Here is a 23,819-nt window from a genome sequence, read left to right on the forward strand (position 1 = left end):
CAACTTTCTCTTAACTTCCCCGATACGTACTATATCCACCAGGTGCTACTAGCAAAGGTACATGGTAGTGTTGCATGGAGCTCTCTATATGAAAGCGAATAGGTATCTGTTCTAGAAAAAAAGGCATCTCACGTTGAGTGTCTGCTGACGCTTTGGCATCCGCTCTACGGTAGTAATCGCCAACCATAAACAGCAGCTCGTAACATCCAGACTCCATTTCGTTTCCCTCCAGCAGCGGAGCATCCAGCCTCCCGTCACTGTTCGTGACTTCTTCACACAGAAGCTTGCTCATCCCATCCGTAAGCTTCCAGAGCTGAAGCGTCAGACCTGTAGCAGGAATCCCCCGCGACAGATCCAACACATGGGTGGTAAGACGCCCGCTCATTACGCTGTCTCTCCGGCCAGATCTGCACGGCTGACAGAAAAGCCCTGAAAACCATAGGGTGGACGAGGTTCGGTGAAGACTCCACCTTTAGTTTCTTCAGGCTCAACAATGGTTTCCCAAGTCCGGTTATTGGACTCAAATGAAACGGTAGCCAGCTGTGGAAAACGGGACAATACGCGCAGCCCAATTTGATAAATCAACGATTGGATTGATGGACTGTTCAGCTCATGAAAAGCGCTATGGGCGATATCGCGAACCTGCTCCGATGCCACATATTGGCCTAGATCTCCATCCAGAGCATGCTGAACATCACTGTAGGTCCAGTTAATATTCAGAAAAATATAAAGCGGACGGTCAAAGCTCTCCGGCAATGTTGTATACTCATCACGGACGAATCCATAAAACGAGCTTCCACTCACTTTTATCAGCTGTAAATCCTTCAATCGGCATTCATGAGCGATAACCTCAGTCCCATTCTCTCCACGTTTTATAGTTAACGAAGCCGAATAAGATTCATTATTGGAGTGACGCAGTACTAAATGACTCTGTTTAAGCCCCTCAACCCCGGGCACCATCACCTGTTCAAAAGGTAACCGGTCTGCGGAAACTGAAACTGCGGTGACATGATCGTATTTATAGAGAAAACGGCTGCTTAGAAGCTGCAGTAGCCCCTCCGTTGTGCTTCCAGTGTAGTCCGCGGTATTGCGCAGGATGAAATTTTTCATAGAATCGGTAGCAACAACCATGGAATTATCCCCCTCTGAAAAAGAAGGAAGAAACGCTTCGCCCGTGACTGCGAATGTAATATTATGTGCGAATATAATGTTGTCGCAGCCCGTGAAGGAAGATTCGGGAACGGGGGTAACGGCCAGCGGTTTAGCATAGGTACGATAAGTTAGCACATCACTTTTTCCATAAAACATTGTACGTCCGTTAATTGGTTCCAGCATGGCTGACACCCTCCCCGTTTATGATGAATGAATGAATAATTAAATAATTAAATAATTAAATAATTAAATCACTTAGGCGAAATCTCGTAATTGTACCGACTTCAGAAAAGGCTTGAACCCATTCCTCCTGAGGGGAACGCTCTACTCGCACTCCAATGGCGCTGATAATGTCATCTTTGTTTTTGCCACGAACAGCTAGAATAAAAGGAAAATGAAATTTGTCCGTATACTTTCGATTCAGATCATTTAATAGATTGAACTCTTTCGTTGTTAACCGATCCAGTCCAGCTCCCTGCTGCTCTGAGGCAGACAAAGCCGTAACTTGAAGCCTAGTCGCCAAATCCGGGTGAGCTTTTAATAGTCCCTCCATTCGGCTCCGGTCAGCACTCAGTACGGTCTGCATCATGGTGCTATGCAAATGCTCTAAAGAATGGAACGGAATCTGCTTATAAGCCTCCTCTGCTACCCACGGTGAATGTTCAAAAATGCCGCCTAGATGCTTCACAAAATCCGTTATACTCATGGCATTTATCTCTTCCATCGTAAACCTGCCTTCAGAAACGACCATCCACTCAACCTCCAATAGCTTTGTTAACAGCTCGTAAAATGCCACCGTACCCCGTACAGCGACAAATGTTACCCGATAAAGCTTCTTCCACTTCAGCCTGAGTAGGATGCGGGTTCTCTTCCAGCAGAGCAACCACCGAGATAACCATCCCTGGTGTGCAATAACCGCATTGGAACCCCCCCTCTTCTAAAAAAGCCCGCTGAACGGGATGCAGGCCTACTTCACTAAGACCCTCAATCGTTGTAATTTCCGCACCTGAGCATTGATAGGCCATGACCAGACATGAATTCACTGGACGTCCATCCACCAGCACCATACATGCCCCGCAGCGGCCAATCTCACAAGAACGTTTTGTGCCGGTCAGCTCCAAATCTTCACGAATGACCTTTAAAAGCCGGCGGGAGGGTGGAAGCTCCGAGGATATCGCTTTACCATTGAGATTGCAATTAAAGGTGAACCTTTCTTCTGCAAAAGCTTCCTCAGACGATAAGGGGGCAAGGTTATCTTCATCTAGATTCGCATCTGAATTATGGCTCGACATGGATGTTCACCACCTTTTGTGGAATAAACGGTGTAGACTGCAGCCATTCGGGATCAATGGGCAGCTTGGTTATCCGCTTCCCTACAGCCTGAAATATGGCCGACACGACTGCCGGAGCTAAATTGACGGAACCCACCTCTCCAATGCCGCGAGGACCGTACGTGTCATGATCCGGCAAATCCTCTATCGGCTGCACCTGAATGCTGCCATTCATATCGGCAATGGTCGGCACCAAATAGGTGTCTAAATTTTTGGTGACATAGCTGCCGCCAGACATCACAGCATCCTCTGACAAGGTGAAACCGACCGCCATACTGCTGCCACCTTCGATCTGTCCAAGATAACCTTGCGGATTAGCCACCGGTCCCGCCGCTACCGCATGATATTGATCCAGTACACGAACACGTCCAGTAAGCAGATTAACTTCCACGCGGACTGCGATTGCAGAATAGGTGTATAGGAAATGTGCCCCCACTCTTTTAAAGGGTGTGGTTGGATAAGTAAACTTTGTATTACAGACAATGGGTTCTGAAATATGCTGTGCCAAGTCCTTGTAAGTCAGAAGCAGACCGCCGTCTTTTAGCCAAATGCCGCCAGGGCCGAGCTTCATTTCATAGTTATCCAGCTCTGGCTTTATCATCGCAGCTGCCTGCAGCACTCGAGCGGTGAAGTCTGGACGCAGCCGTTTTAAGGCCATCCACATCATGCTGGTTGATCGGGAAGCCGTACTAGATCCGCTATCGGGCACAACATCCGTATCGCCAATGACGATGCTTAGATCCTCTGCCGCCAAGCCAAACTGTTCAATCAGCATTTGTTCCATTGTTGCGATTAACCCCTGACCAAACTCCTCGTAACCAAACACCGCCTCAATTTTGCCCTCTAGCGTCAAAGAGAGCCTGCCACCCGCCGGATCGGGAATACCATAGCCAAGTCCTGCACCATGCATAGCTATAGCAGCACCCGTTCCAGTTACGATCCAAGGTTCCACCACACCTGAATCACTGTCTGTAGATGCGGCCTCAGTCATAAGAGGCGAACCCGCCAGCGCTTCCCACACCTGAAAGGCACCATCGGTCTGAGCAATTTCCTGACCCAGCGGCCCCAGATCTCCATATTTACGCAAATTGCGGCGGCGCATTTCCCACGGATCGATCTGCAATCGCTCAGCCAACCGATCGATTTGTCCCTCCAAAGCAAAAATCGCCTGATTGCCGCCAAAACCGCGAAATTCACCAGATACACCGTTATTGGTATATACAGCAAAACCCTTCACATCCACATGATCGATGATATAGGGGCCCATCACATGTTCTGTCGCGAAGTTGAGCACCTCCGCCCCCAGTGTTGCGTAAGCTCCCGTATCCGAAATAATTCTGACCTGATGTGCCCTGATGATTCCTTCGGGGTCGCAGCCAGTTTTCATGGTGATTTTCATGGGATGGCGTTTTAGTCCTGCACGTACCGATTCAGCTCTCGAATTATGCAGTCTTACCGGACGGAGTGTCCGCAAGGCGAGCAGCGCTCCATATGGCTGTACATTCAGCTCGTCTTTTCCTCCAAAGGACCCGCCGATAGGACTCGAGATGACGCGAATATCTTCTTGAGGAATAGCCAGAATTCTGGATAGCTGCAGGCGATCCATCAACCCATGTTGTGTAGCTGAATATACGGTAAGCCGTCCGTTATCCTCTGGGATAAACAGTCCACCTTCAGTCTCCATATAGGTGTGCATTTGGCGTGGTGTATAATAAGTCTCCTCTACCACATGACAGCAATCCGTAAATACCGCTTCCGGCTCCCCTTTCCGATATTCCGTATGATGAAGCACGTTTCCCTCGGCATGCAGCAGAATTGCGTCCTTTTTCATCGCCTCTTCCGGATTCTCAAGTAAGGGTAGAAGCTCATAATCCACTTCGATAAGAGATAAGGCATATTCCGCAATTTCGTCCGTCTCTGCCGCGACTGCCGCAATCGCATCGCCAGTGTAACGCACACGGTCACTGCAAAATACCGGTTGATGCGGCAAAGCTATGCCAAAGCCGTTAAGTCCGGGCACATCCTCATGAGTAATTACAGCGTGTACACCAGGGACTTCAACGGCCTTCTCAATGCGTATGGACAAAATACGAGCATGTGCCTGCTCACTGCGGAGCACGCGGCCGATCAACATTCCTTCTGCCCTCATGTCGGTCAAATACTGCAGCTTACCGGATACCTTGCCCTCTCCATCGGGTCGTGTACGCCAGCGGCTACCGCTGGATTCCTTATTCAGCAGCATTTTCCCTCTCTCCTTTCGTCGGGTTATTCACCTCTTAACTCCGTATATTCATAGCCTTCCACAGCTCAGATACAACCAAATTCCCAGCAGTCTTTTTCTTGTAAAGTTCTGTTGCAAAGGGATCACTATACGTCTCAAAGCTGTTCTCAACCTCTTCATATAAAGAAGCCAACAGCTCCTCTGTATACCTCACACCTTCAAGCATAACTTCAGCTCTACTTAGTCGCTGCGGCCGCCCAGAGCCCCCACCTGCGGCGATACGCACCTCACGGAAACGGAGTTCCTCATCGATTGATGCTGAGATTGCTACTGTTACAAGTGAAGGGGTGAACACTTCCCGGCGGCCAACCTTACGGAAAATTTCTAGCCTATCCGTTAACGGACTCTCTAAGCGAGTAGGTGAGATGCGAATCTCAGCCACAAGATCTGCCGCAGGTTTTATCCCGCTCCAGTAATTGTTTAGCCACTCTATCAAAGGTAGTGCCGTCATAAATTTGCCGTCAAAGGAGATTAACTCCGCGTCATAGACCAGTAACGCAGGTAGAATATCTCCGAAGCCAGAAGCGATATTGCCCCCGAGCGTGGCAAGATTACGCACCGACGGAGCCGCTATGCAACGTGCAGCCTCTTGCAGCGCAGGAGCCACGGCCTGCAAATGCTCATTACTGCGGCACTGGGAGAGTGGAACAAGAGCGCCCAGAGATAAGTGAAATTCCGTTAAGGTAATGTCGCCGAGATTTGTGATTTGCCGAAGATCAATCAGCTGTTTGGGCATATGATCCGTTCCATTTTCCCACCCTGTTCTCAGCAATGTTCCTCCTGCGACATATCGGGAACTGTCTCCAAACGCCGTTTTTCTCTCCCAAGCTTCGTGCAGGCTGTGGGGTTGAATTACTTCAGGTAGCCTTCCATCCTCTTCCCGTATAACTCCCATACACTCCGCCTCCCTTTTTGAGTACCAGATTGCCGCTTCCCTTCTCGTATAGCCTGCCTTAAAACCTTTGTTCCCGAATATAAGGAACTCCGAGCGCCTCCGGTGTACCGGATGGTTTGTTGCGATTGCGGTACCCCAGGTACATCAGGACCAGAATGGTCACAAGGTACGGAATCATTTTGAGAAAATAGGGCGGAACTGCACTGCCCAGCAATTGAATGCGGAAGCCAAGTGAATCCAATGCCCCAAAAAAGTAAGCGCAGAACAAGGCGCGCAGCGGATTCCATCTGGCAAAAATCACTAGCCCTACCGCAATCCAGCCTCGACCGGCTGTCAGCCCTTCATTCCAGGTTGGCGCATAAGCCAATACCATATCCGCTCCGGCCAGGCCGATGAGAGCAGCACCGGTGATCACATAGCTGTAGCGGATAAGCTGCACACGGATCCCCATCACATCTGCGGTAGCCGGACTGTCTCCGACTGCCCGCAAATGCAGGCCCCATGAAGTGCGGTGAATTAGCAGATGCAGAGCAAGCACTAGCAGCAGGCTGAACCAGGTTAGGTAGTCCATGTTGCCGAATATTTTTCCGATGAACGGTACATTTTCCAGCCAAGCCAGATGCAGCTTAGGGGAGGTTCCCGGCAAAGGAATGCCGCTGATTGGTTTACCAAGATAAGCGCTCAACCCACTGCCGAACAAGGTCATCGCAAGACCGGACATCGTTTGATTCGCCCGCAAGGTCACACAGAGAAAAGAATGCAGCAAACCAAGCACAGCCGTTACAGCTACGGTAGCCAGCAGAGCCAGCAACAGGTTTCCGGAGCGAATATACACGATACAAGTGGTGACCGCTCCCATCAGCATCAGACCTTCAGCCCCAAGCTGTATAATGCCGGCTCGTTCATTTAGAATGCCTCCCAGCGTAGCCAGCAGCAGCGGGGTCCCTGCGGAAATAGCGGCAATAAGTAGCTGTGTTGTAAAATCCATCGCCTATCTCCCCCCTTTCAGCTGAACCCGGCTACGGCGAATGCGGAAACGATAGATCATATCGCCAGCAATCAAGAAAAACAGGATGGAGCCCTGCAGCATTTCTGATATCGATGAGGGCAGCCCGATGGTTTGAACACTATATCCACCAACAATTAAGCCACCGAATAAAATAGAAGTAACGATTAGACCGAGTGGATTCAATTTGGCCAACCAAGCCACAATAATGGCGGTGTATCCATAACCCGGTGAAATGCCCTGCATCAGCTTGTGTGTAACACCGGAGACCTCCGCCATGCCAGCGATCCCGGCGAGCCCCCCACTGATCAGCATGACGATAATAATATGGCGCTTGATAGGAACCCCCGCGTATCTGGCTGCAACAGGATTGGCCCCGATCAGACGGAGCTCGTAACCCCACTTGGTAAAACGAATCATTAAGTAATAAATCACAACGGCGATAAGTCCAAATAACAATCCAATATGCAATCTTGTACTTCCGAGAACAGGCAGCGACTGAGCCGCAGTAAACATAGGGGATCCCGGGAAATTAAATCCTTTAGGATCTTTCCAGGGTCCGAATACCACGTAATCGAGCGCCAATAGGGCAACATAATTCAGCATTAATGAAGTGATTAGCTCATTCACTCCAAAATGCGTCCGCGGAATAGCAGTCAGCAGTCCCCAAAGCGCACCCGCGGCAATCCCGAACAGCAGCATTAAGCTCAGGGACCAGAATGAAGGTAAGTCAGGAAAATAAATCGTGACCGCTGTGGCCGCCATAGCCCCAACAGTTAACTGGCCTTCTGCTCCAATATTCCATACCGAAATGCGGTAAGCCACAGCAATCCCAAGCCCACATAGGAGTAGCGGGATCGCTTTAACCATCGTTTCCGTGAGCCCATACGCAGTGCCAAATGCGCCACGGAACATTTTTTCATAGACCAGCACCGGATTCATGCCATTCGCCGCAATAAATAGGGCACACAACAATAGCGCTAAAATTATAGATACAATAGGTGTCCACCAAGGAGAACGGATGCGGCTGGCATCGTATTCGAAACGTAGAGAGAATCGTTTTCCGGAGTGAGAGGGGAGGGGTTCCAGTACAGCTGCTGCGGTATTTCTTCCATTCTCCGGGCTCATACGGCGCTCTCCTCTCTATTATGAATACCAGCCATTAGTAGTCCGATGCTCTCTCGATTCGCTTCCTCATGTGTACTCTCACCAATAATTGAGCCGTTATAGATCACTAGAATCCGGTCGGACAACTGAAGCAATTCATCTAAATCCTCCGAAATTATCAACACGCCACTACCTGAACCACGCAACTCCATAAGAAGATCGTGAACACCAGCCATGGCACCTACATCCAGCCCTTGTGTCGGATGAACGGCGACCATCAGCTTAGGCCGATGACTGATTTCACGTGCAAAGAGCAGCTTCTGCTGATTACCACCTGACAACTGTTGTACTGGCGTCTCCAGCTCAGGTGTCTTGACGTTAAAGCGCTGGACCAGCTCCTGTGACCACAAACGGTTCTTCGCGGACTTCAAGAAACCAAATTTGGAGTGCTCCTCTGAGCGGTAAGACTTAAACAAAAGATTATCCACCGATCCGAGGCGTCCAGCTAAACCGCTCTTCATCCGGTTCTCCGGCACGTGGGAGATTCCTGAATCAATTGCCCCTCTAACCGAAGCCGATTTCACCGTTTTTCCATCAAACGTGATTTCACCACTTTTCCAGCCTCTAAGACCTGTTAACACTTCAGCCAGTTCCTTTTGCCCGTTACCAGCTACCCCAGCTACGCCTACAATCTCCCCTTTACATACGTTCAGTGAGAAGTGATCCAGTGCTTTTCGCCCGTGATCGGCATATACGTCCACATCTTTCACTTCTAATAAAGAATCCCCTTCAGTGGCTTCCCGTTCTTGACGAGTGATGGTTACTTCCTTGCCCACCATCAGACGAGCCAGCTCCAGTTCATCTGTATCTGCCGTGGTCAGTGTGGCGATCATTTTCCCTTTGCGCATGACGGAAATCCGATCGGAGGACGCCATAACCTCTTTCATTTTATGAGTAGTCATAATGACCGTTTTTCCTGCCTGCTTCATGACCCGCAGCGTTTCAAATAGCTGTTCCACCTCTCCCGGGGTCAATACAGAGGTTGGTTCATCCAGAATAATAATGTCAGCCCCGCGATACAGCGTCTTAACGATTTCAACACGCTGCTGCTCACCCACGGACAACTGCCAGATCGGGCGATCCACCGGGAAATTCAGTCCAAACCGTTCTGCTAATGCCTCTATCTCCTCGCGTTTGTTCTTCATCCACTTACGGCCGCGCCAGAAAGACGACTTTTCGCCAAGCACGATATTTTCTGCTGCTGTGAGGCTTTGCACCAGCCTAAAGTTCTGAAACACCATACCTACACCCAGCTGCGCAGCATCTTTAGGAGAACGGATCTGAGCACCTTTCCCATGAATGAAGATTTCTCCTTCATCTGCTCTGTACACCCCTGACAGCATGCTCATCACCGTGCTCTTCCCGGCCCCATTCTCCCCAAGCAACGCATGAATCTCACCCGCATTTGCCGAAAAGTCGACTTGATCACTGGCGGTTACCGAGCCGAATTTTTTCACAATCCCCCGCATTTCAACTGAAGTTCCCCGCATGGCCTGAACCCCTCCTTCCTTCAAGTTGTAGTACGGGTGGGGAAGTTTCCGCTTAACGGAACCCGCCCCACCCATAGAATGTGCACATCTTATTCCCTATTTTTAAACATTATTGCGGGATAGTTCCTTCCACACCTTTTACGAGCCAGTTCATGCCCAGCACTTCCTCCAAGGTCAGCTTCTGACCCTCCTGAACCTTCACATTCCCTTGATTATCTGAGATCGGACCTGTGAAAACCTCAAGCTCACCACTGATAATTTTGGCTTTGGCGTCTTCGACAAGCTTTTTCACATCATCTGGGATCTTGTTCCCGAAAGGAGCCAGCTCCACCATACCGTCAGCCATATCACCGGAATATTGCTCGCTCTTCCAGGTTCCATCCATAACTGCCTGCACAGCTTTTACGTAATACGGCCCCCAATTCCATACCGGGTTCGTCAAATAATTGTCCGGAGCGTATTTGCTCATGTCCGAGTCATTTCCCCCGGCAAAAGCCCCTCGTTCAGCAGCAGCCTGCAGGGTTGCAGGTGAATCCTGATAGGCCAAAAGCACATCCGCCCCCTTATCCAGCAAGCTGATTGCCGCTTGACGTTCAGTCGTCGGGTCATACCATGTATTCGTCCATACCACATTCACCTTTACATCAGGATTGACACTTTGTGCTCCAAGGGTAAAAGCATTCAAGTTATAGATCACTTCGCTGATCGGAAAAGCACCCACATAACCCAGCTGATTGTTTTTGGTCATTTTTCCTGCCGCTATGCCGCTCAGATAGCTGGCCTGATAGTTCTTCCCGAAGTAGGTCCCCATGTTCTCTGCGGTTTTGTAACCCGAAGCATGCAGGAACTTCACGTTGGAAAATTTGCCCGCTACATTTAATGTAAAATCCATATATCCGAAGCTCGTTGTAAACACGATGTCGTGTGATTGCGCAAGCTCTGTGATGATTCGTTCGGCGTCAGCACTTTCAGGGACATTTTCTACAAAGTCAGCTTTAATCCCCAGCTCCTTCTCCATATACAGCCGTCCTTGATCATGTTGGTACGTGTAGCCGCCATCCCCTGGAGGTCCGATATAAACAAAAGCAACCGTCGGTTTCTTTGCAGCCGGTTCTGTTGTTGCAGTTGCCTCTGTTGCCGCTGTAGTTGTCGCTGGTGCCTCCGTTGCATTTGTAGAAGTATTATTATTGCTGCCACACCCCACCAAAGCCACCGTCATTAGAACCATTAATGCAAGACAAGATGTTATGAACTGACCCCTTTTTTTCATAATTCTCCTCCTCCAAATCATCTCTCATCATGGCTGCAACCATTAATGTACTTCTACTATACTTAGAGGTGGCCTTGGCGTAAATTTATATAACATACGTTTGTATAGGAATATAAGAATCAGAACTTTTTTTGTGTGTAATGCACTAATTGGTTTTCGTAAGGTGAGTTGCGTGTCATATTATATGACCAAAGGTGGAAAAGGAACACTGTTTCAGATTACTTTTCAGATTACTTTCCAGACTATTCTTTACTTCACTTTCCATTTCTCAGAATCCATTGCTCCTGAATCTCACCAAAATCTTCTTTTGTATCTGCGTCCATGAAATAATGGGCAGACTCAGATTCCAGAACAATCCCCTTATAATCAGGTGAACGCAATATCCCCGCCGCTCCTCGATCTCCATCTAATCCCTGTAGTGCTGGAAACAACGTCTTCGAGAACAAAGCCGGGGGCATAGCCGACCCATTACTGACGCTAGCGACATAATCCATCTCCGGAGATTGTTCAAACGTTTGTATTAGACGGTTCACTAATGCTGTAGTAATAAATGGCTGATCCGCAAGCGCCACAACTACTGCATCGGGCTGTAAAGGCAATACCGCATTAAGGCCGCAGCGCAGTGAAAAAGACAATCCTAGATGTGCGGTTAAGCAAGTTTCGGTACGTCTGGAGCCTTGCGGCTCAATCGCGGGTGGCAGCCATTCCAAGTTGTCATCCGCACGCACTACCACGATTAGCGGTTCTAGATTGCAACGATCCAATTCACTAAGCGCGACGCTCCCGAGGGAGACCTCCTGCGACAATTTCAGCGAAACCTTGGACACGCCCATCCGCCTGCTCTGCCCCGCTGCCAAATATATTCCTGCTACCTTCAATACTATCCGCTCCTTTGGGCAGCTCTCGTGAGCCCACCCTTCTAATTTGAATAATTTCTGCTATAATACTGACCGCAATCTCCTCCGGACCTTCTCCTCCAATCGGCAACCCTACAGGTGCATGCAAAGATGCAGGAGCCTCAAACCCTTCCAGTAAAAGAGATATTCGCGCCTTCGAACCGATAATCCCTATATATAGAGGAGCAAGCGGAATCACACTCTCCAGGAACTGTCTATCCCGCCCAAGTTGATGACTGCAAATCAATACATAATCCTCCCGAGCTACGCCCAATCGCTGAACAACCTCCATGGGGGAACAAATTACTTGTTCAGCTCGAGGAAACTTATTGTGCAAGCTTCCTTCACGCCAATCCGCAACCGCTACCCGAAAGCCAACTCTGTCAGCAAGTTCCGCAATAGGAACCACATCACGTCCCCCGCCAAAAATCACAAGCCGCGGTTTAGATACGAAAGACGTATGGAATGCTGTCAATTCTGCTGGAGCGGCCATAAAGCGACCTGCCGCTAGGTTTTCTTTTGCCGAGTGGGATAATTTCGGATGTTTCTTGCTCTGCGGCAGTACAATTTCTGGATCCAGCTCCAGCTTATAGGCAAAACCTTTCTCCACTGCTTCGCGGAACAGAATTAGCTTTTCTCCCCTAGCCAATCTGTCACTCGCCTGCACTAAAAGCTTGTAGAGCTGACCCTGCACGGGTTCAAGCACTACTTTGATTTTGCCTCCACAGCCGACAACCTCACCCCAGGACAGATCATCCGGAGACAGCATGTTGTATTCCACAATTTCGGGCAGCCCTCGTTCCCAGATTTCAGAAGTCCGCAGCTGCAGATCGTTTTCCAGACAACCTGGACTCAGGCTCCCAATCGTACCTCCTTCAAAAAACAACATCACCGCTCCGGGTTTACGATACGAGTGTCCCTCCACCTCTATCAGCGTTGCCAGCACCGCAGGCGCCTGATGGGTTTGAATATGCATGGCGATCTCATGTGTATTCACGAGGTACCCCTCCTCCGTGTTTGCATTTCAATCCAAAACTTAGACCTTAGAACTTAGACCTTAGACTTTAAACCTTAGACCTTAGAACTCAGACCTTAGTCCCGTCCGAGCATCCTCCGAAACATGAATACTAACTTCAACCTCATGAGATCATTTATTTTTTTAAAATCGACGTCCAGCAGCTCACTAAGCTTCTCGATCCGGTAGGTAGCCGTGTTTCGATGAATAAACAGTTTCTTAGCCGTTTCATTAACATGACCATCGTTCTCTAGATAAACTTCCAGCGTCCGCAGCATTTCCCTGACATACTCCGGTTCTCGGCTAAGCAACCCTCTAAGACTTCCATTACAATATTTCTCCATAACCTCTGCCGGGATTTGCCCGAGCAGCAGGTTAAGCTCAAGCTGCCGGTAATGCACAACACTCCCTTTTACTCCCCCGCCCTGAAGCATTCCCATACAATCCTTTACCTCGGCAAAAGCCTCCTTCAGCCCCTCCGGCTTCGCTTTACAACTGCTTATCGCAGCTCGCGGATAATATCCCTTATCAAACTTCATGTTGTCAAAACAAACCTGGATTAGATCCCGAAATTGTTCAGGACGCTGACGATCTCCCGGATATATAGACAAAAGTCCTTGATCTATGATCACATGAATTCCCTTTACTTCCCGGAGCCCGGGATGTTCAAGATATTCTTCTTTTAGCCTGAGCAGCTCCCCTTGGCGTTCTTCCCCAGTCGCAGCTGTTTCGGTCAATAAGAGACAAAATGGTGATTGAAGCAGCTCAATCTCCAAGTCGAGAGCAGCCTGCGCCAAATCTGTGTAAGATAAATTACCGCTCAAACAACGTCTCAGCAATCCGCTAAACTCCCTGTGTTCTGCCTGTTCAAAATAATCTTCGTATCCTGAATGAATATGATATGAAATAAGTTCAGCTCCCTGAACAAACAAACTTTCTTCCATTGGGAGCAATAAAGGGTCGATGGCACAAAACAATAGATATCCGGAACACTTCTCTCCTTGCAAAAGTGGCGTACGGTAGCTCACATGATCTCCCACACGAAAGCGCTGATTCCGTTTCTGCCATGGCCACCCCTCCAGCAGCTGTGAAGGATGGTATTCAGAGTTGTTGTAGATCACATCCCCCCGTGCGCTAACCACCACAAGTGAATGACCAATCACTTCAGACACCGAGTCAAACAACGGACGGCTGCGGACAGATCTTAAGGCGAATTGCATCAGCTTTTTCTGCTTCTCCATAATGCTCTGCAGAACGTGAGTGCTGCGGCTAAGCTCGGCGCGAAACAGACCATTCATCTGATCCGAAAAAGTAAACTCGAACGGCAGTTGGATTAGAGGGAAGTTAAGACTCTCCGCTTCTGCGACCAGTTGCTCTGGTACTTCATCCCAAAACCGCCCCAGCTTAATGCCCAAGGCCGAAGATCCCCGGCGATTTAAAGTCTGCAGCAAGGCAGAGGCTTCCTCCATATTGTCCTTTATCAAGTAGGCTGTCGTTAGCAGCATCTCGCCTTCTTTGATCCAATCCGAAATATCGGGGGCATCCATCACATTAATTGACTTCACAATTCGATGTTTCCCTTTAGACCCAGCGATAAGCTTCGCCTCGGACAAAGGATAAATGGACAACGCTTCTTCAACCGTAAGATGCATGCCACCCCTCCTTATTAGGATCAATAGAACCATTTCTGATTTATAATGTTATTTTATGTAACATTATAATTAAAATGAACCGTGTTGAACAGAGGAAAGTTAAAATTTCATGATTGTATGTAAACAAACTTAACACAAATTGAACATGGATGAATTATGAATTATGAATTACGAATTACGAATTATTGAACTTTAGCTCATATCGTTCATGTGAACTGTATAAGGGGATTGGAAAATAGTAGGTGGAGTTGAGGGAGGGCTTTCGAGTAAAAACAAGTTTTTACGGGTTCAACATGGGAGTTGATGGGAGGGTATTCTCGGGCCATTCGAATTGACCATCGGATCGAAGTTGCAGGCACACCAGCGCTGCAAGACGGGGAATTGATCGGTGGAGGAGATCCGTACGAGTAGAGATAATACCACCCCACTGTAGCTGTGGCGGAGGTACAAGCGCTTATAGATCTACTGCTGCCGGTAGAAGTGGAGGGCTTTTTTGCCCTTCTTTTTGGCTGTTTGGCCGAAATCGCCGAGATGAAGGGCACTGTTGCCCTTCTTTTTGGCTATTCGGCCGGAATTGCCGAGGTGTGAGGCATTTTTGCCCTTCTTTTTGGCTGTTTGGCCGAAACTGCCGAGATGAAGGGCACTTCTGCCCTTCTTTCCAGCTATCCAGCCGAAATTGCTGAGGTGAAGGGCACTTTTGCCCTTTTTTTTGGCTACATAGGCGTCTTCGCCACATTCTACGGGATTTATACCGTTCTTTTTAGTTACTTGAGCCATTTCCCCCTACTTCTACGGGATTTATACCGTTCTTTTAGCTTCTTTAGCCATTCCCCTAGATTCTGCGGGATTTATACTGTACTTTTAGTTACTTGAGCCATTTCCCCGACTTCTACGGGATTTATCCCGTTCTTTTTAGTTACTTGTGCCACTTCCCCGACTTCTACGGGATTTATACCGTTCTTTTTAGTTACTTAAGCCACTTTCCTAGATTCTACGGGATTTATACTGTACTTTTTAGTTACTTGAGCCATTTCCCCGACTTCTACGGGATTTATACCGTTCTTTTTAGCTTCTTTAGCCATTTCTCCGATTTCTGCGGGATTTATACCGTTCTTTTCTCTCCAGCGACGTATTCACTTAATTCCACTGGTCTTACACCACACAATCGAGCGCTGAATTTATCTTTTTCACACTACTGCCCCACTATTGAGCTAACTCCAACTACCTTAGTATTAAAAGCAACTCCACTAGGCTCCCCGGTGTCAATAAAACTAAAAGCAGGAGGGAATGACATGTGCATTTCGTTAATTTGTGAATGAATAAGTGAGTGTGGCGTTAGAGTGTATTGCTAGAATGTAATCCAAGAGTGTATTCCTAGAGTGTATTCCAAGAGTGTACTCCAAGAGTATATTCTTAGAGTGTAATCCAAGAGTGTATTCCTAGAGTGTATTCCTAGAGTGTACTCCTAGAGTGTACTCCTAGAGTGTACTCCTAGAGTGTACTCCTAGAGTGTATTTCTAGAGTGTATTCCAAGAGGGTAATGGAGGAGTACCGGTTAACAGTAACTAGAAAAGTATCATCAAGCTATGTTGTTCAGTACCTTCAGTCTGTTTAGTATCGCTTTTTCAAGGCCGCTACACCCAGCTTCTCAGGACTGCTGCCACACTTCATTCGCCCAAGAGAGTAACCGGAGATCCTGACCATGTCCGGCAATAACGGATAATCCCAGTGGCAATCCACTTGTGGAGAGCATAGGTATTGTTACCTGAGGCAAACCCGCCAACCCTGCTATGCAACTCAACATCATCGCACCGCTACGATTCTCCTCCAATTGGCGCAAATCCCCTCCACGCAGCGGCGCTGGTCCCGGAACTGTCGGAATCACAAGACAATTGTCCTCACCTAGCAGCAAGCGCATCTGATTAGAAATCTCTTTTTGCTTACATTTCGCAACACTATGATCCTCTTCCGCCAAACTAGCAGCCCACGAGAATCGCGCTGCAATATCAGGTCCAAAAACTGGTTTCTTGTTCTCAATCCAAACGCCATGAGTTTCCCAAATTTCATTCCCCTGTAATTCTCTAAAAACATCCATCCAGACCTTTAACCCCTCCAAAGCAATCTCTATCTCCATGAGATGATCTGCCCCGGATCGCAAACACCTTAATCCCTCCGATAAAATAGCTGCATTCTCCAGATTAACCAAAGCCCAGCAGTCAGTAGCAACAAATAAAGTACCCATTTTGATTTTGTCTTCTATTTTCTTTTTTACCTTGTTCTCCGGGCCGATCTCTAAAATTTCCTCCGTACTCTTCTCAATACGCTTCTCCAAAATCGTTTCTAAACTTTCTTTCCGGCTCATTTCTAAATTATTTTCATCAGTATTCTCCATGCTCTTCCCTACAGTTTCCTCTATACTACTTTCTATTTTCTTCGCCGTCTTCACAGATGTACTCCCAGCCACAAGCAACACTTCCCCTACCTTCTGGAGCACATCCAAACGATCTGACATCCAGCCAATGGTATCAAAAGCCGGAGATAATGGAATAACACCTTGAAAATCCACAGCTCCATGCGTTGGTCGAAAGCCATATACTCCGCAATAGGAGGAAGGTACTCGAATTGAGCCACCAGTGTCCGTACCGAGCGCAAAATCAACACTACCAGAAGCTACCGCTACTGCCGAACCACTTGAAGATCCGCCCGGGATACGACCTACAGCACGCGGATTAATCGGCGTTCCAAAATGATGGTTCTCGCCGCCCAGACTATACATCAGCTCATCCGTATGGGCAGCACCACGAAGTGTAGCACCCGACAACAGTAAACGATGTACAGCCACCGCATGCTCCGTGGATGGATGGTGGCTATGCAGCCAATCAGGATTACCTGCAGAAGAGCTGTGTCCAGCTACAGCGAATACATCTTTTACTGCAAAGGTCAGTCCATCCAATATCCCGCTACCTAAACTCTCAACCGTAAGCTCAGGATCTATAAACGCACCATACCGATTATCCAAAACCATAATTACTCCTCCTCCCCTCACCATTACTATTACAATCCCTCTAGTAGCTTTTCGTATCCGTCACCTTTTCTCCTACGATTCCTTCAGAGTTCTTCCGGCCGCTCCATCATTCCTATACCTACCACCCAATCGCCGCACCATCGCAGCGCGGGTCCGTTCCCCCACTGCGGTATCCATTGTCATCTATCGAAATCACGTGAGCATGACCCATAACCCCATCATAGTCATCTACTTTCCGGACAGTATGACCGGCTGCGGCCAAATCTGCCAGCACCTCATCAGCTACCCTACTCTCCACCTTCAGTTCTTGCGTAGGCTCTCCCCACGTTCTCCCCCACACAAAACGCGGCTCATTCACAGCCATTTGTGGATTCATGCCATAATGCAGCATCCTTGTGAGCAGCAGAGTTTGAGTCTGTGGTTGACCTTCGCCACCTTGCGTCCCATACAAAATCACAGGTTTGCCCTCGCGGCAGGCCATCGCTGGCATCAGTGTGTGGAAACTGCGCTTATGCGGCTCAAGCGTATTGATGTGCCCGGGATCCAGCGAAAAAAACGAACCTCGATTCTGCAGCAAAATCCCCGTATCCCCAGCGATCACGCCCGAACCAAATTCAAAATACAGACTCTGAATAAAAGAGACCGCATTCCCGTCTTCATCCACAACTGCAGCATAAGCTGTATCACTGCCGATAGGCTGACTTGTCAGTTGTGTAGCTTTTTGCATCGAAATCGCAGACGCTAATTGTCCTGCATAACGTTTATCCAGCAGCTGCTCCAAAGGTATAGCACTAAAATCCGGATCCGTAAGCACCCTATCCCGATCGCGGAAACTTAACTTCAACGCTTCAACAAGCAGGTGATAATATTCATACGATCCATGCTCGATTGCTTCAAAATTGAAATACTCCAACATATTAAGACTCATTAGTCCTGTGAAACCTTGAGAGTTAGGCGGCACTTGGTACACCGTATGCCCGTGATAATCCGTATGAAGCGGCTCGCCCCACTCGCCCTGATGATCCGCAAAGTCATCCCGAGTCAGATACCCGCCAGATGCCAGCATAAAGTCACAGATGTCCTCCGCAATCTTTCCCTTATAAAAAGCATCCCGCCCACCCGCCGCCAATGTCCGCAGGGTGGCCGCCAGCTGTTTTTGCTGGAATCGCGATCCAGCACAAGGAATCACGCCGCCTGGCGTGTAAATCGCTGCCGCCTCCGGTGACAGCGCAGAGCCCGCAACAGCCGTGTTATTCCGCTGATCCGGCGACAGCGGAAACCCCTCCAAAGCGTAACCAACGGCAGGCTCCAGTACTTCCGCCAGCGTAAAGCGGCCATACTTACTCAGTATGGCATCCCAACTGTCCGCCATCCCCGGCACCGTAATGGCGCTGCGAATCCCCCGCCGCGGGATGAAAGCTTCCCCGGCGTAGCTGCTTCTGCGGACTCCGTACCCGGAGCGCCCGCTTCCGTTATAGGCCCGAACACGCGCCTCTTGCGTGTTATAGGTCAACCAAAAGGAATCTCCGCCTAGCCCCGTCATATGTGGATATACTACAGCTAATGTCGCACTGATCGCCACCGCTGCATCAAAGGCATTCCCCCCTTTTTCCAGCATACGTGCACCAGCAGCCGAGGCTAAATAATGGGGGCTAACTACCATAGTTTTTGTGCCTATTACGGGTTTCTCCACCATGCCCATCCCCCTATGTTTTACGGGTTTTTCCGCCATGTCCCAACTCCTTATTTTTTTTGCGGCGGGTTTCTCCATCATATTCAATCTCCTATATTCTGCGGCAGGTTCCTCTGCGAGCCCCCTATAACTTCTGGTTTAATTAGTGTCATTTAACATTACACGAAAATCCTTTGTCAATCGGTTACGCTGAAACGCAAAATAAACCTCTTCTTTTTGTGAGCTATGCACAAATAAGAGGTCATCTTTGTTTAACCTTGTAGATTCACGCCTACGAATATTATAAAATCATTTTAATTACAGGGAGCCGCATACACCCATGGCGTACTACCGTGACCTTTTGCCACCAAATCGCTACCTATCTCGAATATATATAGTCACCTTTTGCCGCCATATAGCTACCTATCTCGAATATGTCTAGTCACCTTTTGCCACTATATAGCTGCCTATCTCGGTTATGTATTGTGGCTCTGCCTATCTCAGATATGTCTAACTGCATCTAACCTTAGTAATCTTAGCCACTTTTACTTAGGGGGGCTTGTGCTTTGGAACACCGAATAAACAATTTATTTTAAAATATATTGCGATAACACGGCCTGCACCTCGTAAATATTTACGGATTTATTGAAGGTCTTCTTCACCGGAAGCGTGCTGCTGGAAATGTAGATACATAGCTCCGCATCCAGATCAAAATGCCCTGCCGTCTCCACGGAATAATGCGAGATGCTTTTGTAAGGGATCGAATGATATTCTGTTTTTTTGCCCGTCAGACCTTGTTTATCCACCAAAATAAGCCGCTTGTCCGTAAAAATGAACATATCTCTAATCAGCTTATAGGCGCGTTCAATTTTCTCCTGAGGGGCAAGAATTTGTGCGTATTCCCGCTGGACCTCCGTAAGATTCACTTGCGATGCATTGCCCATTAACCCGTCAAAAAGTGCCATATCTCTTCCTCTTTTCATCCGTTAAATTTAGCCACTTGCCCCCCACTATAGAACCATATTATTCTATTTTTTATATTCTATGCTGTGTAAAAATACTCTCTGACATCTTTTTACTTGCTTATTCTTTGATTTTTGATTACACTGTCATTAAATTTACTAAGAGAGGGGTGTGGAAGGAATGGATCACAATTGGACCAACAGTGTTATGAGTCGGCTACCTAAAGCGATAGCTGGCATTGCTCATGTAAATGGCGATAACGGGAGAAGTCTGTCCATTTGTATGAATTTAATAACACTACACAATTGTGAAATGCCTTTCCTGCCATCACCCGGACGGATCAGTTAACCGGAGAATGATAAGGCCGTGGGGAAATTTCCCTACGGTTTTTTTTATGGTTTTTTACAGGATTTCGGAGCCATTTAGGGTACTGGCGGTGCGAAGGGCATTCTTAAAGGAGAATATATATGATCATCCAATGCCAAAATGTTCAAAAATACCACGGGGCACAACTCGTGCTGAATAGCATTACCTTCGATATCCGCCAAGGGGAAAAAATTGGCCTGATCGGCCGCAACGGTTGTGGCAAAACGACACTATTCCACCTGCTGAACGGGGAAGAACGTCCCGATGAAGGGCAAATCTCAATACGCAAAGGTAGCGTAGTAGGCCTGCTGGCTCAAATACAAGAAGTTAGCGAAAAAGAAACCGTATATGATGTTCTACAGCGCAGCTTTGCTGAACCTTTGCAATGGCAGCACTGCCTGCGGGAGCTTGAGCTGGAAATGTCCAGCTTTAACAGCGGAACGGATGAAACCCTCTGGAATCGGCTGTTAAAAGAATATGGCAGCTTGCAGGATAAGTTCGAGGCCGCCGGAGGTTACGAGATCGAATCCTCTATTCAGCGCGTAGCCTCGGGTCTCGGGATCGGAACCGGACAATACAGCCGACTGTTCGCCTCTCTTTCAGGAGGAGAAAAAACAAAAGTCGGACTTGCGGAGCTGCTGCTGCGCCGTCCAGACATCCTTCTACTGGATGAACCAACCAATCATCTCGATATGAATGCCATCGAATGGTTGGAGCAATTTTTACAGAGTTATGATGGAACAGTGCTGGCGATCTCCCATGACCGCTACTTTCTGGACGCTGTAGTCAAGAAAGTCATCGAGATTGAAGATGGCGAGGCTTTTACCTTCCACACCAACTACAGCGGCTATCAAGTGGAGAAGGAAACACGACTTCTTCAACAATTTGCTGATTATCAAGAGCAGCAGAAAAAAATAAAACAAATGCAGGAAAGCATCAAACGTCTCATTGAATTTGGCAATCGCGGGACTCCTCCTAACCCTTCCTTTTACCGGAGAGCAGCATCCATGCAAAAAGCACTGGATCGTATGGTGAAGGTTAAACGTCCCATTCTGGAGCGCAAATCAATGGATTTGCAGCTACAGCAAAATGACCGTTCCGGTAATCAGGTTGTCATTTTGGAGGATATCGGAAAAGCATATGGTCAGCGAAGCCTTTTCACAGAGGCAAACGAAGTGCTTCGCTACGGAGAGACTACGGCACTCATCGGCGGTAACGGGGCAGGTAAAAGTACACTTTTAAGAATTATTTTAGGGCAGGAAACCCCGGACAGCGGAAGCTGTACACTCGGTTCAAGAACTGTGGTCGGCTACCTCGCACAAGAGGCTGTTCCGGAAAATAACAAACAGTCTGTACTCCGCTACTTCCGCGAAGAAGCTGGACTTGAAGAAGGTGAAGCTCGCGGGCAGCTTGCACGTTTCCTATTCTATGGTCCCGATGTATTCAAAGACATTACGAATCTGTCCGGTGGTGAATGGACCCGCCTGCGTTTCGCTGTACTAATGCATCGCAAGCCAAACCTGCTGATTCTCGATGAGCCGACCAATCATCTGGACATAGATTCTCGTGAAGCACTCGAAGAAGCATTAGAGGAGTTTCCAGGCACAGTTCTGGCGGTATCTCATGACCGTTATTTCATCAATCGTCTATTTCACAAACTATGGTCCATTGAAGACGGGCGGTTTGGAGTGTTCAACGGAAACTATGAATATTACAAGGAAAAACAAGCTGAAAAAGCATTATTAGCTCCCTCTTTTGCGGATCAAGCTAAACCTTTCTCTGCAGAACGAACAAGTTCAGGCTCTGATAAGCCTCAATCTAACAATTCAGGGAAAGAAACCAACGCTAAATCCTCCAGTTCCCGTAGGAAAAACACCACCTTCGACTGGGAAACGGCCATTGCAGAGGTAGAGAAACGCCTTGGCGTGATCGATGCCAAGATGTTAGAGCCCCTGATCAGCAGCGATGCAGTTGAACTTGCTGAACTGCAACAAGAACGTGATGCGATACAGGAACAGTTGGATGAGCTCTATACAGGATGGATGGAGACAACTGATCTATAAATTGATCTATAAGGAGATGAGCATATGAGCAACAAAGAGAAAATTAAGTTGTTATGGAAAGAATATACCCAGCTTCATCCACAAAAAGCGGATAAATATGACGCCTGGGCCTTTGGTGACAGTCCCCAGATGGCCGATAAACTGCTCGATCTGGTGATTCGTGGGATCAAGACAGGAACTGCTTCAAATTATGATATATTTGAAACTTGTGACGAGACGTTTCCGCAAGTTGGCGGGCACAGTATCGTGCTGGATGGTTCTGGTGATCCGCAGGCAATAATTATTACTACAGAGGTACAAATTATACCTTTTGATGAGGTTAGCGCTGAGTTTGCCTATACTGAAGGAGAGGGTGACCGGACGCTTAAGTCATGGCGTCATGATCATGAGCAGTTCTTCACCCGAGAATCCTTAAAATTCTTAAACAAACCCTTTGATCCAAAGATGAAAGTTGTTTGTGAGAATTTTAAAGTGGTATATACAAAAGGCTAAGATCTTCAGAAAACGCAAAAGGCTGTCTCTTCCACAAGGAAGGGACAGCCTTTTGTGTATACTATAAATTCAACAGAATTAGATCCTCATTAATTTATGGTTTAGTGCCAAAATCCCAAAATCCAGCCAATAACAGAGATCCATAACGGAATGCTGATTAAGATACCCCAAACCAGCCCAGTGGCAATATTGCCTTCTGCAGGACGCACCACATTTTCCTGTTTCAATGGAATGCTCAATTCTTCTTGTTCCATGCGATCCCCTCCTAAAATATCTTATCGTCACAGTAGAGGAAAAAATGTAGACCGCTCGACCCAAAAAATTAAAATTTTGAATTTTGGTAGATATAAAGGCTCAGCGGCCAAACCGTTGTAAGTGCTTACATATTAGATATTAACCAAATTTTGAATAATTAAAAACTTAAATTTGCGGAAGTCATACAGTATATGCAGATTCTTAGTCCAATATTACTACTTTTTCCGGATTTCGTAAATATTCAAACATCGTCCGAATCTGTGCCTCTGTATTCCGCTCTGCTGAGAGCTCAGGCAGCTTATCTTCTGCAAAAAAAGAAACTTCGCTTGTCTCTACCCCTTCCATTGCCTCTCCGCCCACAATGCGGCATAAAATAAAGAACTTATACACGTGATAAGGCTCCGGTGGATGGTTATGAAATTTCTTATCTAATACAGCCAGTAAGCGAACTGCTTCTGCCTCAAAACCCGATTCCTCTTTGATTTCTTTCACAACAACCTCACTCGGGGACAGTCCAATGTCTCCCCAACCACCAGGAAGCGCCCAATTCCCGTCCAACTTCTCGCGAACAAGTAGAATTTCATCCTCCCGGAATACAACACCACGGACATCAACTTTTGGAGTAGCATAACCCCCTTCACCCGCAAAGGAGAGTCTAATTCTCTCCTTGCTTTCGAAGGTATAATTAGCGAGGATATCTACACTGAGCTCCCGCAAAGCTTGATATCGTTCTATATCATAAACATCCTTAGCATAAGTTAATCCAGTCTGTGCGATGGCCTGAATTTCTTTGGCCCACGTTAACCATTTCTGCTCCATTGCTGCACC

General features: G+C 47.8%; 22 protein-coding genes. 3 read left to right on the top strand and 19 right to left on the bottom strand.

Annotated features, from left to right (window positions below; translation table 11 throughout):
• Positions 1–10: 10 nt before the first annotated feature.
• From uraH to MHI15_RS16455, 17 genes are all read right to left on the bottom strand, one after another.
• Complete coding sequence (gene uraH / locus MHI15_RS16375) at positions 11–385, bottom strand: hydroxyisourate hydrolase (protein ID WP_076125436.1); 375 nt, start codon at positions 383–385, stop codon at positions 11–13.
• Entirely contained in the window at positions 385–1,335 is a 951-nt protein-coding gene (pucL, locus tag MHI15_RS16380; RefSeq protein WP_076282254.1) for a factor-independent urate hydroxylase, read from the bottom strand. The genes uraH and pucL overlap by 1 nt, the downstream gene beginning before the upstream one ends.
• Before the next feature lie 55 nt (positions 1,336–1,390).
• Positions 1,391–1,903, bottom strand: coding sequence for a 2-oxo-4-hydroxy-4-carboxy-5-ureidoimidazoline decarboxylase (gene uraD / locus MHI15_RS16385; protein ID WP_076125440.1), 513 nt, complete (start codon positions 1,901–1,903; stop codon positions 1,391–1,393).
• 4 nt (positions 1,904–1,907) lie between these two features.
• Positions 1,908–2,444, bottom strand: coding sequence for a (2Fe-2S)-binding protein (locus MHI15_RS16390; protein WP_341164614.1), 537 nt, complete (start codon positions 2,442–2,444; stop codon positions 1,908–1,910).
• Positions 2,431–4,725 (bottom strand): xanthine dehydrogenase subunit D, encoded by a 2,295-nt coding sequence (gene pucD, locus MHI15_RS16395; RefSeq protein ID WP_340917031.1) that lies wholly within the window; start codon positions 4,723–4,725, stop codon positions 2,431–2,433. Before pucD ends, MHI15_RS16390 begins: the two co-directional genes overlap by 14 nt.
• A 34-nt stretch (positions 4,726–4,759) precedes the next feature.
• Positions 4,760–5,659: an FAD binding domain-containing protein gene (locus tag MHI15_RS16400; protein WP_341164615.1), complete on the bottom strand. Its 900-nt coding sequence runs from the start codon at positions 5,657–5,659 to the stop codon at positions 4,760–4,762.
• Between the two features lie 58 nt (positions 5,660–5,717).
• The gene (locus tag MHI15_RS16405) at positions 5,718–6,647 is read right to left on the bottom strand and encodes an ABC transporter permease (protein ID WP_042185778.1); all 930 of its coding nucleotides are present in this window, start codon (positions 6,645–6,647) and stop codon (positions 5,718–5,720) included.
• A 3-nt stretch (positions 6,648–6,650) separates the two neighbouring features.
• Positions 6,651–7,793 (bottom strand): ABC transporter permease, encoded by a 1,143-nt coding sequence (locus tag MHI15_RS16410; RefSeq protein WP_076279514.1) that lies wholly within the window; start codon positions 7,791–7,793, stop codon positions 6,651–6,653.
• Positions 7,790–9,322, bottom strand: coding sequence for an ABC transporter ATP-binding protein (locus MHI15_RS16415; RefSeq protein WP_341164616.1), 1,533 nt, complete (start codon positions 9,320–9,322; stop codon positions 7,790–7,792). The genes MHI15_RS16410 and MHI15_RS16415 overlap by 4 nt, the downstream gene beginning before the upstream one ends.
• Positions 9,323–9,431: 109 nt before the next feature.
• On the bottom strand, positions 9,432–10,592 hold the full coding sequence (locus tag MHI15_RS16420; protein ID WP_341164617.1) for a BMP family ABC transporter substrate-binding protein: 1,161 nt from the start codon (positions 10,590–10,592) through the stop codon (positions 9,432–9,434).
• Between the two features lie 254 nt (positions 10,593–10,846).
• Positions 10,847–11,419, bottom strand: a complete 573-nt coding sequence (locus MHI15_RS16425; protein ID WP_175617362.1) for an NTP transferase domain-containing protein — start codon at positions 11,417–11,419, stop codon at positions 10,847–10,849.
• Positions 11,361–12,485 carry an XdhC family protein gene (locus tag MHI15_RS16430; RefSeq protein WP_341164618.1) on the bottom strand — a complete coding sequence of 375 codons (1,125 nt, stop codon included), beginning with the start codon at positions 12,483–12,485 and terminating at the stop codon, positions 11,361–11,363. The genes MHI15_RS16425 and MHI15_RS16430 overlap by 59 nt, the downstream gene beginning before the upstream one ends.
• 95 nt (positions 12,486–12,580) lie before the next feature.
• Positions 12,581–14,155, bottom strand: a complete 1,575-nt coding sequence (locus MHI15_RS16435) for a PucR family transcriptional regulator (RefSeq protein ID WP_340977206.1) — start codon at positions 14,153–14,155, stop codon at positions 12,581–12,583.
• A 462-nt stretch (positions 14,156–14,617) separates the two neighbouring features.
• Positions 14,618–14,932 (bottom strand): hypothetical protein, encoded by a 315-nt coding sequence (locus MHI15_RS16440; RefSeq protein ID WP_341143954.1) that lies wholly within the window; start codon positions 14,930–14,932, stop codon positions 14,618–14,620.
• Positions 14,933–15,803: 871 nt separating this feature from the next.
• Positions 15,804–17,180: an amidase family protein gene (locus tag MHI15_RS16445; RefSeq protein ID WP_341164619.1), complete on the bottom strand. Its 1,377-nt coding sequence runs from the start codon at positions 17,178–17,180 to the stop codon at positions 15,804–15,806.
• Between the two features lie 118 nt (positions 17,181–17,298).
• Positions 17,299–18,876: a gamma-glutamyltransferase gene (ggt, locus tag MHI15_RS16450; protein WP_341164759.1), complete on the bottom strand. Its 1,578-nt coding sequence runs from the start codon at positions 18,874–18,876 to the stop codon at positions 17,299–17,301.
• A 563-nt stretch (positions 18,877–19,439) separates the two neighbouring features.
• A complete protein-coding gene (locus tag MHI15_RS16455; protein ID WP_036680049.1) occupies positions 19,440–19,817 on the bottom strand; it encodes a PH domain-containing protein in 378 nt (125 codons plus the stop codon).
• A 178-nt stretch (positions 19,818–19,995) separates the two neighbouring features.
• On the opposite strand from MHI15_RS16455, the gene MHI15_RS16460 reads away from it, so the two are divergent.
• From MHI15_RS16460 to MHI15_RS16470, 3 genes are all read left to right on the top strand, one after another.
• Entirely contained in the window at positions 19,996–20,163 is a 168-nt protein-coding gene (locus tag MHI15_RS16460; RefSeq protein ID WP_162636617.1) for a hypothetical protein, read from the top strand.
• Between the two features lie 119 nt (positions 20,164–20,282).
• Positions 20,283–22,244, top strand: a complete 1,962-nt coding sequence (locus MHI15_RS16465; protein WP_341164620.1) for an ABC-F family ATP-binding cassette domain-containing protein — start codon at positions 20,283–20,285, stop codon at positions 22,242–22,244.
• A 24-nt stretch (positions 22,245–22,268) separates the two neighbouring features.
• Complete coding sequence (locus MHI15_RS16470) at positions 22,269–22,736, top strand: ASCH domain-containing protein (RefSeq protein WP_076125460.1); 468 nt, start codon at positions 22,269–22,271, stop codon at positions 22,734–22,736.
• 101 nt (positions 22,737–22,837) lie between these two features.
• Here the strand turns inward: MHI15_RS16470 and MHI15_RS16475 are convergent, their stop codons facing one another.
• Positions 22,838–22,990, bottom strand: coding sequence for a hypothetical protein (locus MHI15_RS16475; RefSeq protein WP_155288093.1), 153 nt, complete (start codon positions 22,988–22,990; stop codon positions 22,838–22,840).
• A gap of 202 nt (positions 22,991–23,192) precedes the next feature.
• Positions 23,193–23,810, bottom strand: coding sequence for an NUDIX hydrolase (locus MHI15_RS16480; RefSeq protein WP_076125462.1), 618 nt, complete (start codon positions 23,808–23,810; stop codon positions 23,193–23,195).
• Positions 23,811–23,819 lie beyond the last annotated feature (9 nt).

Origin of the sequence: Paenibacillus sp. FSL H7-0918 (genome assembly GCF_038007025.1) — a bacterium.
GTDB classification, from domain to species: domain Bacteria; phylum Bacillota; class Bacilli; order Paenibacillales; family Paenibacillaceae; genus Paenibacillus_AQ; species Paenibacillus_AQ odorifer.

What these genes read in the sequence shown, in the direction of transcription:
- uraH (WP_076125436.1), bottom strand. Translation starts at nt 385, where the DNA reads ATGAGCGGGCGTCTTACCACCCATGTGTTGGATCTGTCGCGGGGGATT.
- pucL (WP_076282254.1), bottom strand. Translation starts at nt 1,335, where the DNA reads ATGCTGGAACCAATTAACGGACGTACAATGTTTTATGGAAAAAGTGAT.
- uraD (WP_076125440.1), bottom strand. Translation starts at nt 1,903, where the DNA reads ATGGTCGTTTCTGAAGGCAGGTTTACGATGGAAGAGATAAATGCCATG.
- MHI15_RS16390 (WP_341164614.1), bottom strand. Translation starts at nt 2,444, where the DNA reads ATGTCGAGCCATAATTCAGATGCGAATCTAGATGAAGATAACCTTGCC.
- pucD (WP_340917031.1), bottom strand. Translation starts at nt 4,725, where the DNA reads ATGCTGCTGAATAAGGAATCCAGCGGTAGCCGCTGGCGTACACGACCC.
- MHI15_RS16400 (WP_341164615.1), bottom strand. Translation starts at nt 5,659, where the DNA reads ATGGGAGTTATACGGGAAGAGGATGGAAGGCTACCTGAAGTAATTCAA.
- MHI15_RS16405 (WP_042185778.1), bottom strand. Translation starts at nt 6,647, where the DNA reads ATGGATTTTACAACACAGCTACTTATTGCCGCTATTTCCGCAGGGACC.
- MHI15_RS16410 (WP_076279514.1), bottom strand. Translation starts at nt 7,793, where the DNA reads ATGAGCCCGGAGAATGGAAGAAATACCGCAGCAGCTGTACTGGAACCC.
- MHI15_RS16415 (WP_341164616.1), bottom strand. Translation starts at nt 9,322, where the DNA reads ATGCGGGGAACTTCAGTTGAAATGCGGGGGATTGTGAAAAAATTCGGC.
- MHI15_RS16420 (WP_341164617.1), bottom strand. Translation starts at nt 10,592, where the DNA reads ATGAAAAAAAGGGGTCAGTTCATAACATCTTGTCTTGCATTAATGGTT.
- MHI15_RS16435 (WP_340977206.1), bottom strand. Translation starts at nt 14,155, where the DNA reads ATGCATCTTACGGTTGAAGAAGCGTTGTCCATTTATCCTTTGTCCGAG.
- MHI15_RS16440 (WP_341143954.1), bottom strand. Translation starts at nt 14,932, where the DNA reads ATGGCTCAAGTAACTAAAAAGAACGGTATAAATCCCGTAGAATGTGGC.
- MHI15_RS16445 (WP_341164619.1), bottom strand. Translation starts at nt 17,180, where the DNA reads ATGGTTTTGGATAATCGGTATGGTGCGTTTATAGATCCTGAGCTTACG.
- ggt (WP_341164759.1), bottom strand. Translation starts at nt 18,876, where the DNA reads ATGGTGGAGAAACCCGTAATAGGCACAAAAACTATGGTAGTTAGCCCC.
- MHI15_RS16455 (WP_036680049.1), bottom strand. Translation starts at nt 19,817, where the DNA reads ATGGCACTTTTTGACGGGTTAATGGGCAATGCATCGCAAGTGAATCTT.
- MHI15_RS16460 (WP_162636617.1), top strand. Translation starts at nt 19,996, where the DNA reads ATGGATCACAATTGGACCAACAGTGTTATGAGTCGGCTACCTAAAGCG.
- MHI15_RS16465 (WP_341164620.1), top strand. Translation starts at nt 20,283, where the DNA reads ATGATCATCCAATGCCAAAATGTTCAAAAATACCACGGGGCACAACTC.
- MHI15_RS16470 (WP_076125460.1), top strand. Translation starts at nt 22,269, where the DNA reads ATGAGCAACAAAGAGAAAATTAAGTTGTTATGGAAAGAATATACCCAG.
- MHI15_RS16475 (WP_155288093.1), bottom strand. Translation starts at nt 22,990, where the DNA reads ATGGAACAAGAAGAATTGAGCATTCCATTGAAACAGGAAAATGTGGTG.
- MHI15_RS16480 (WP_076125462.1), bottom strand. Translation starts at nt 23,810, where the DNA reads ATGGAGCAGAAATGGTTAACGTGGGCCAAAGAAATTCAGGCCATCGCA.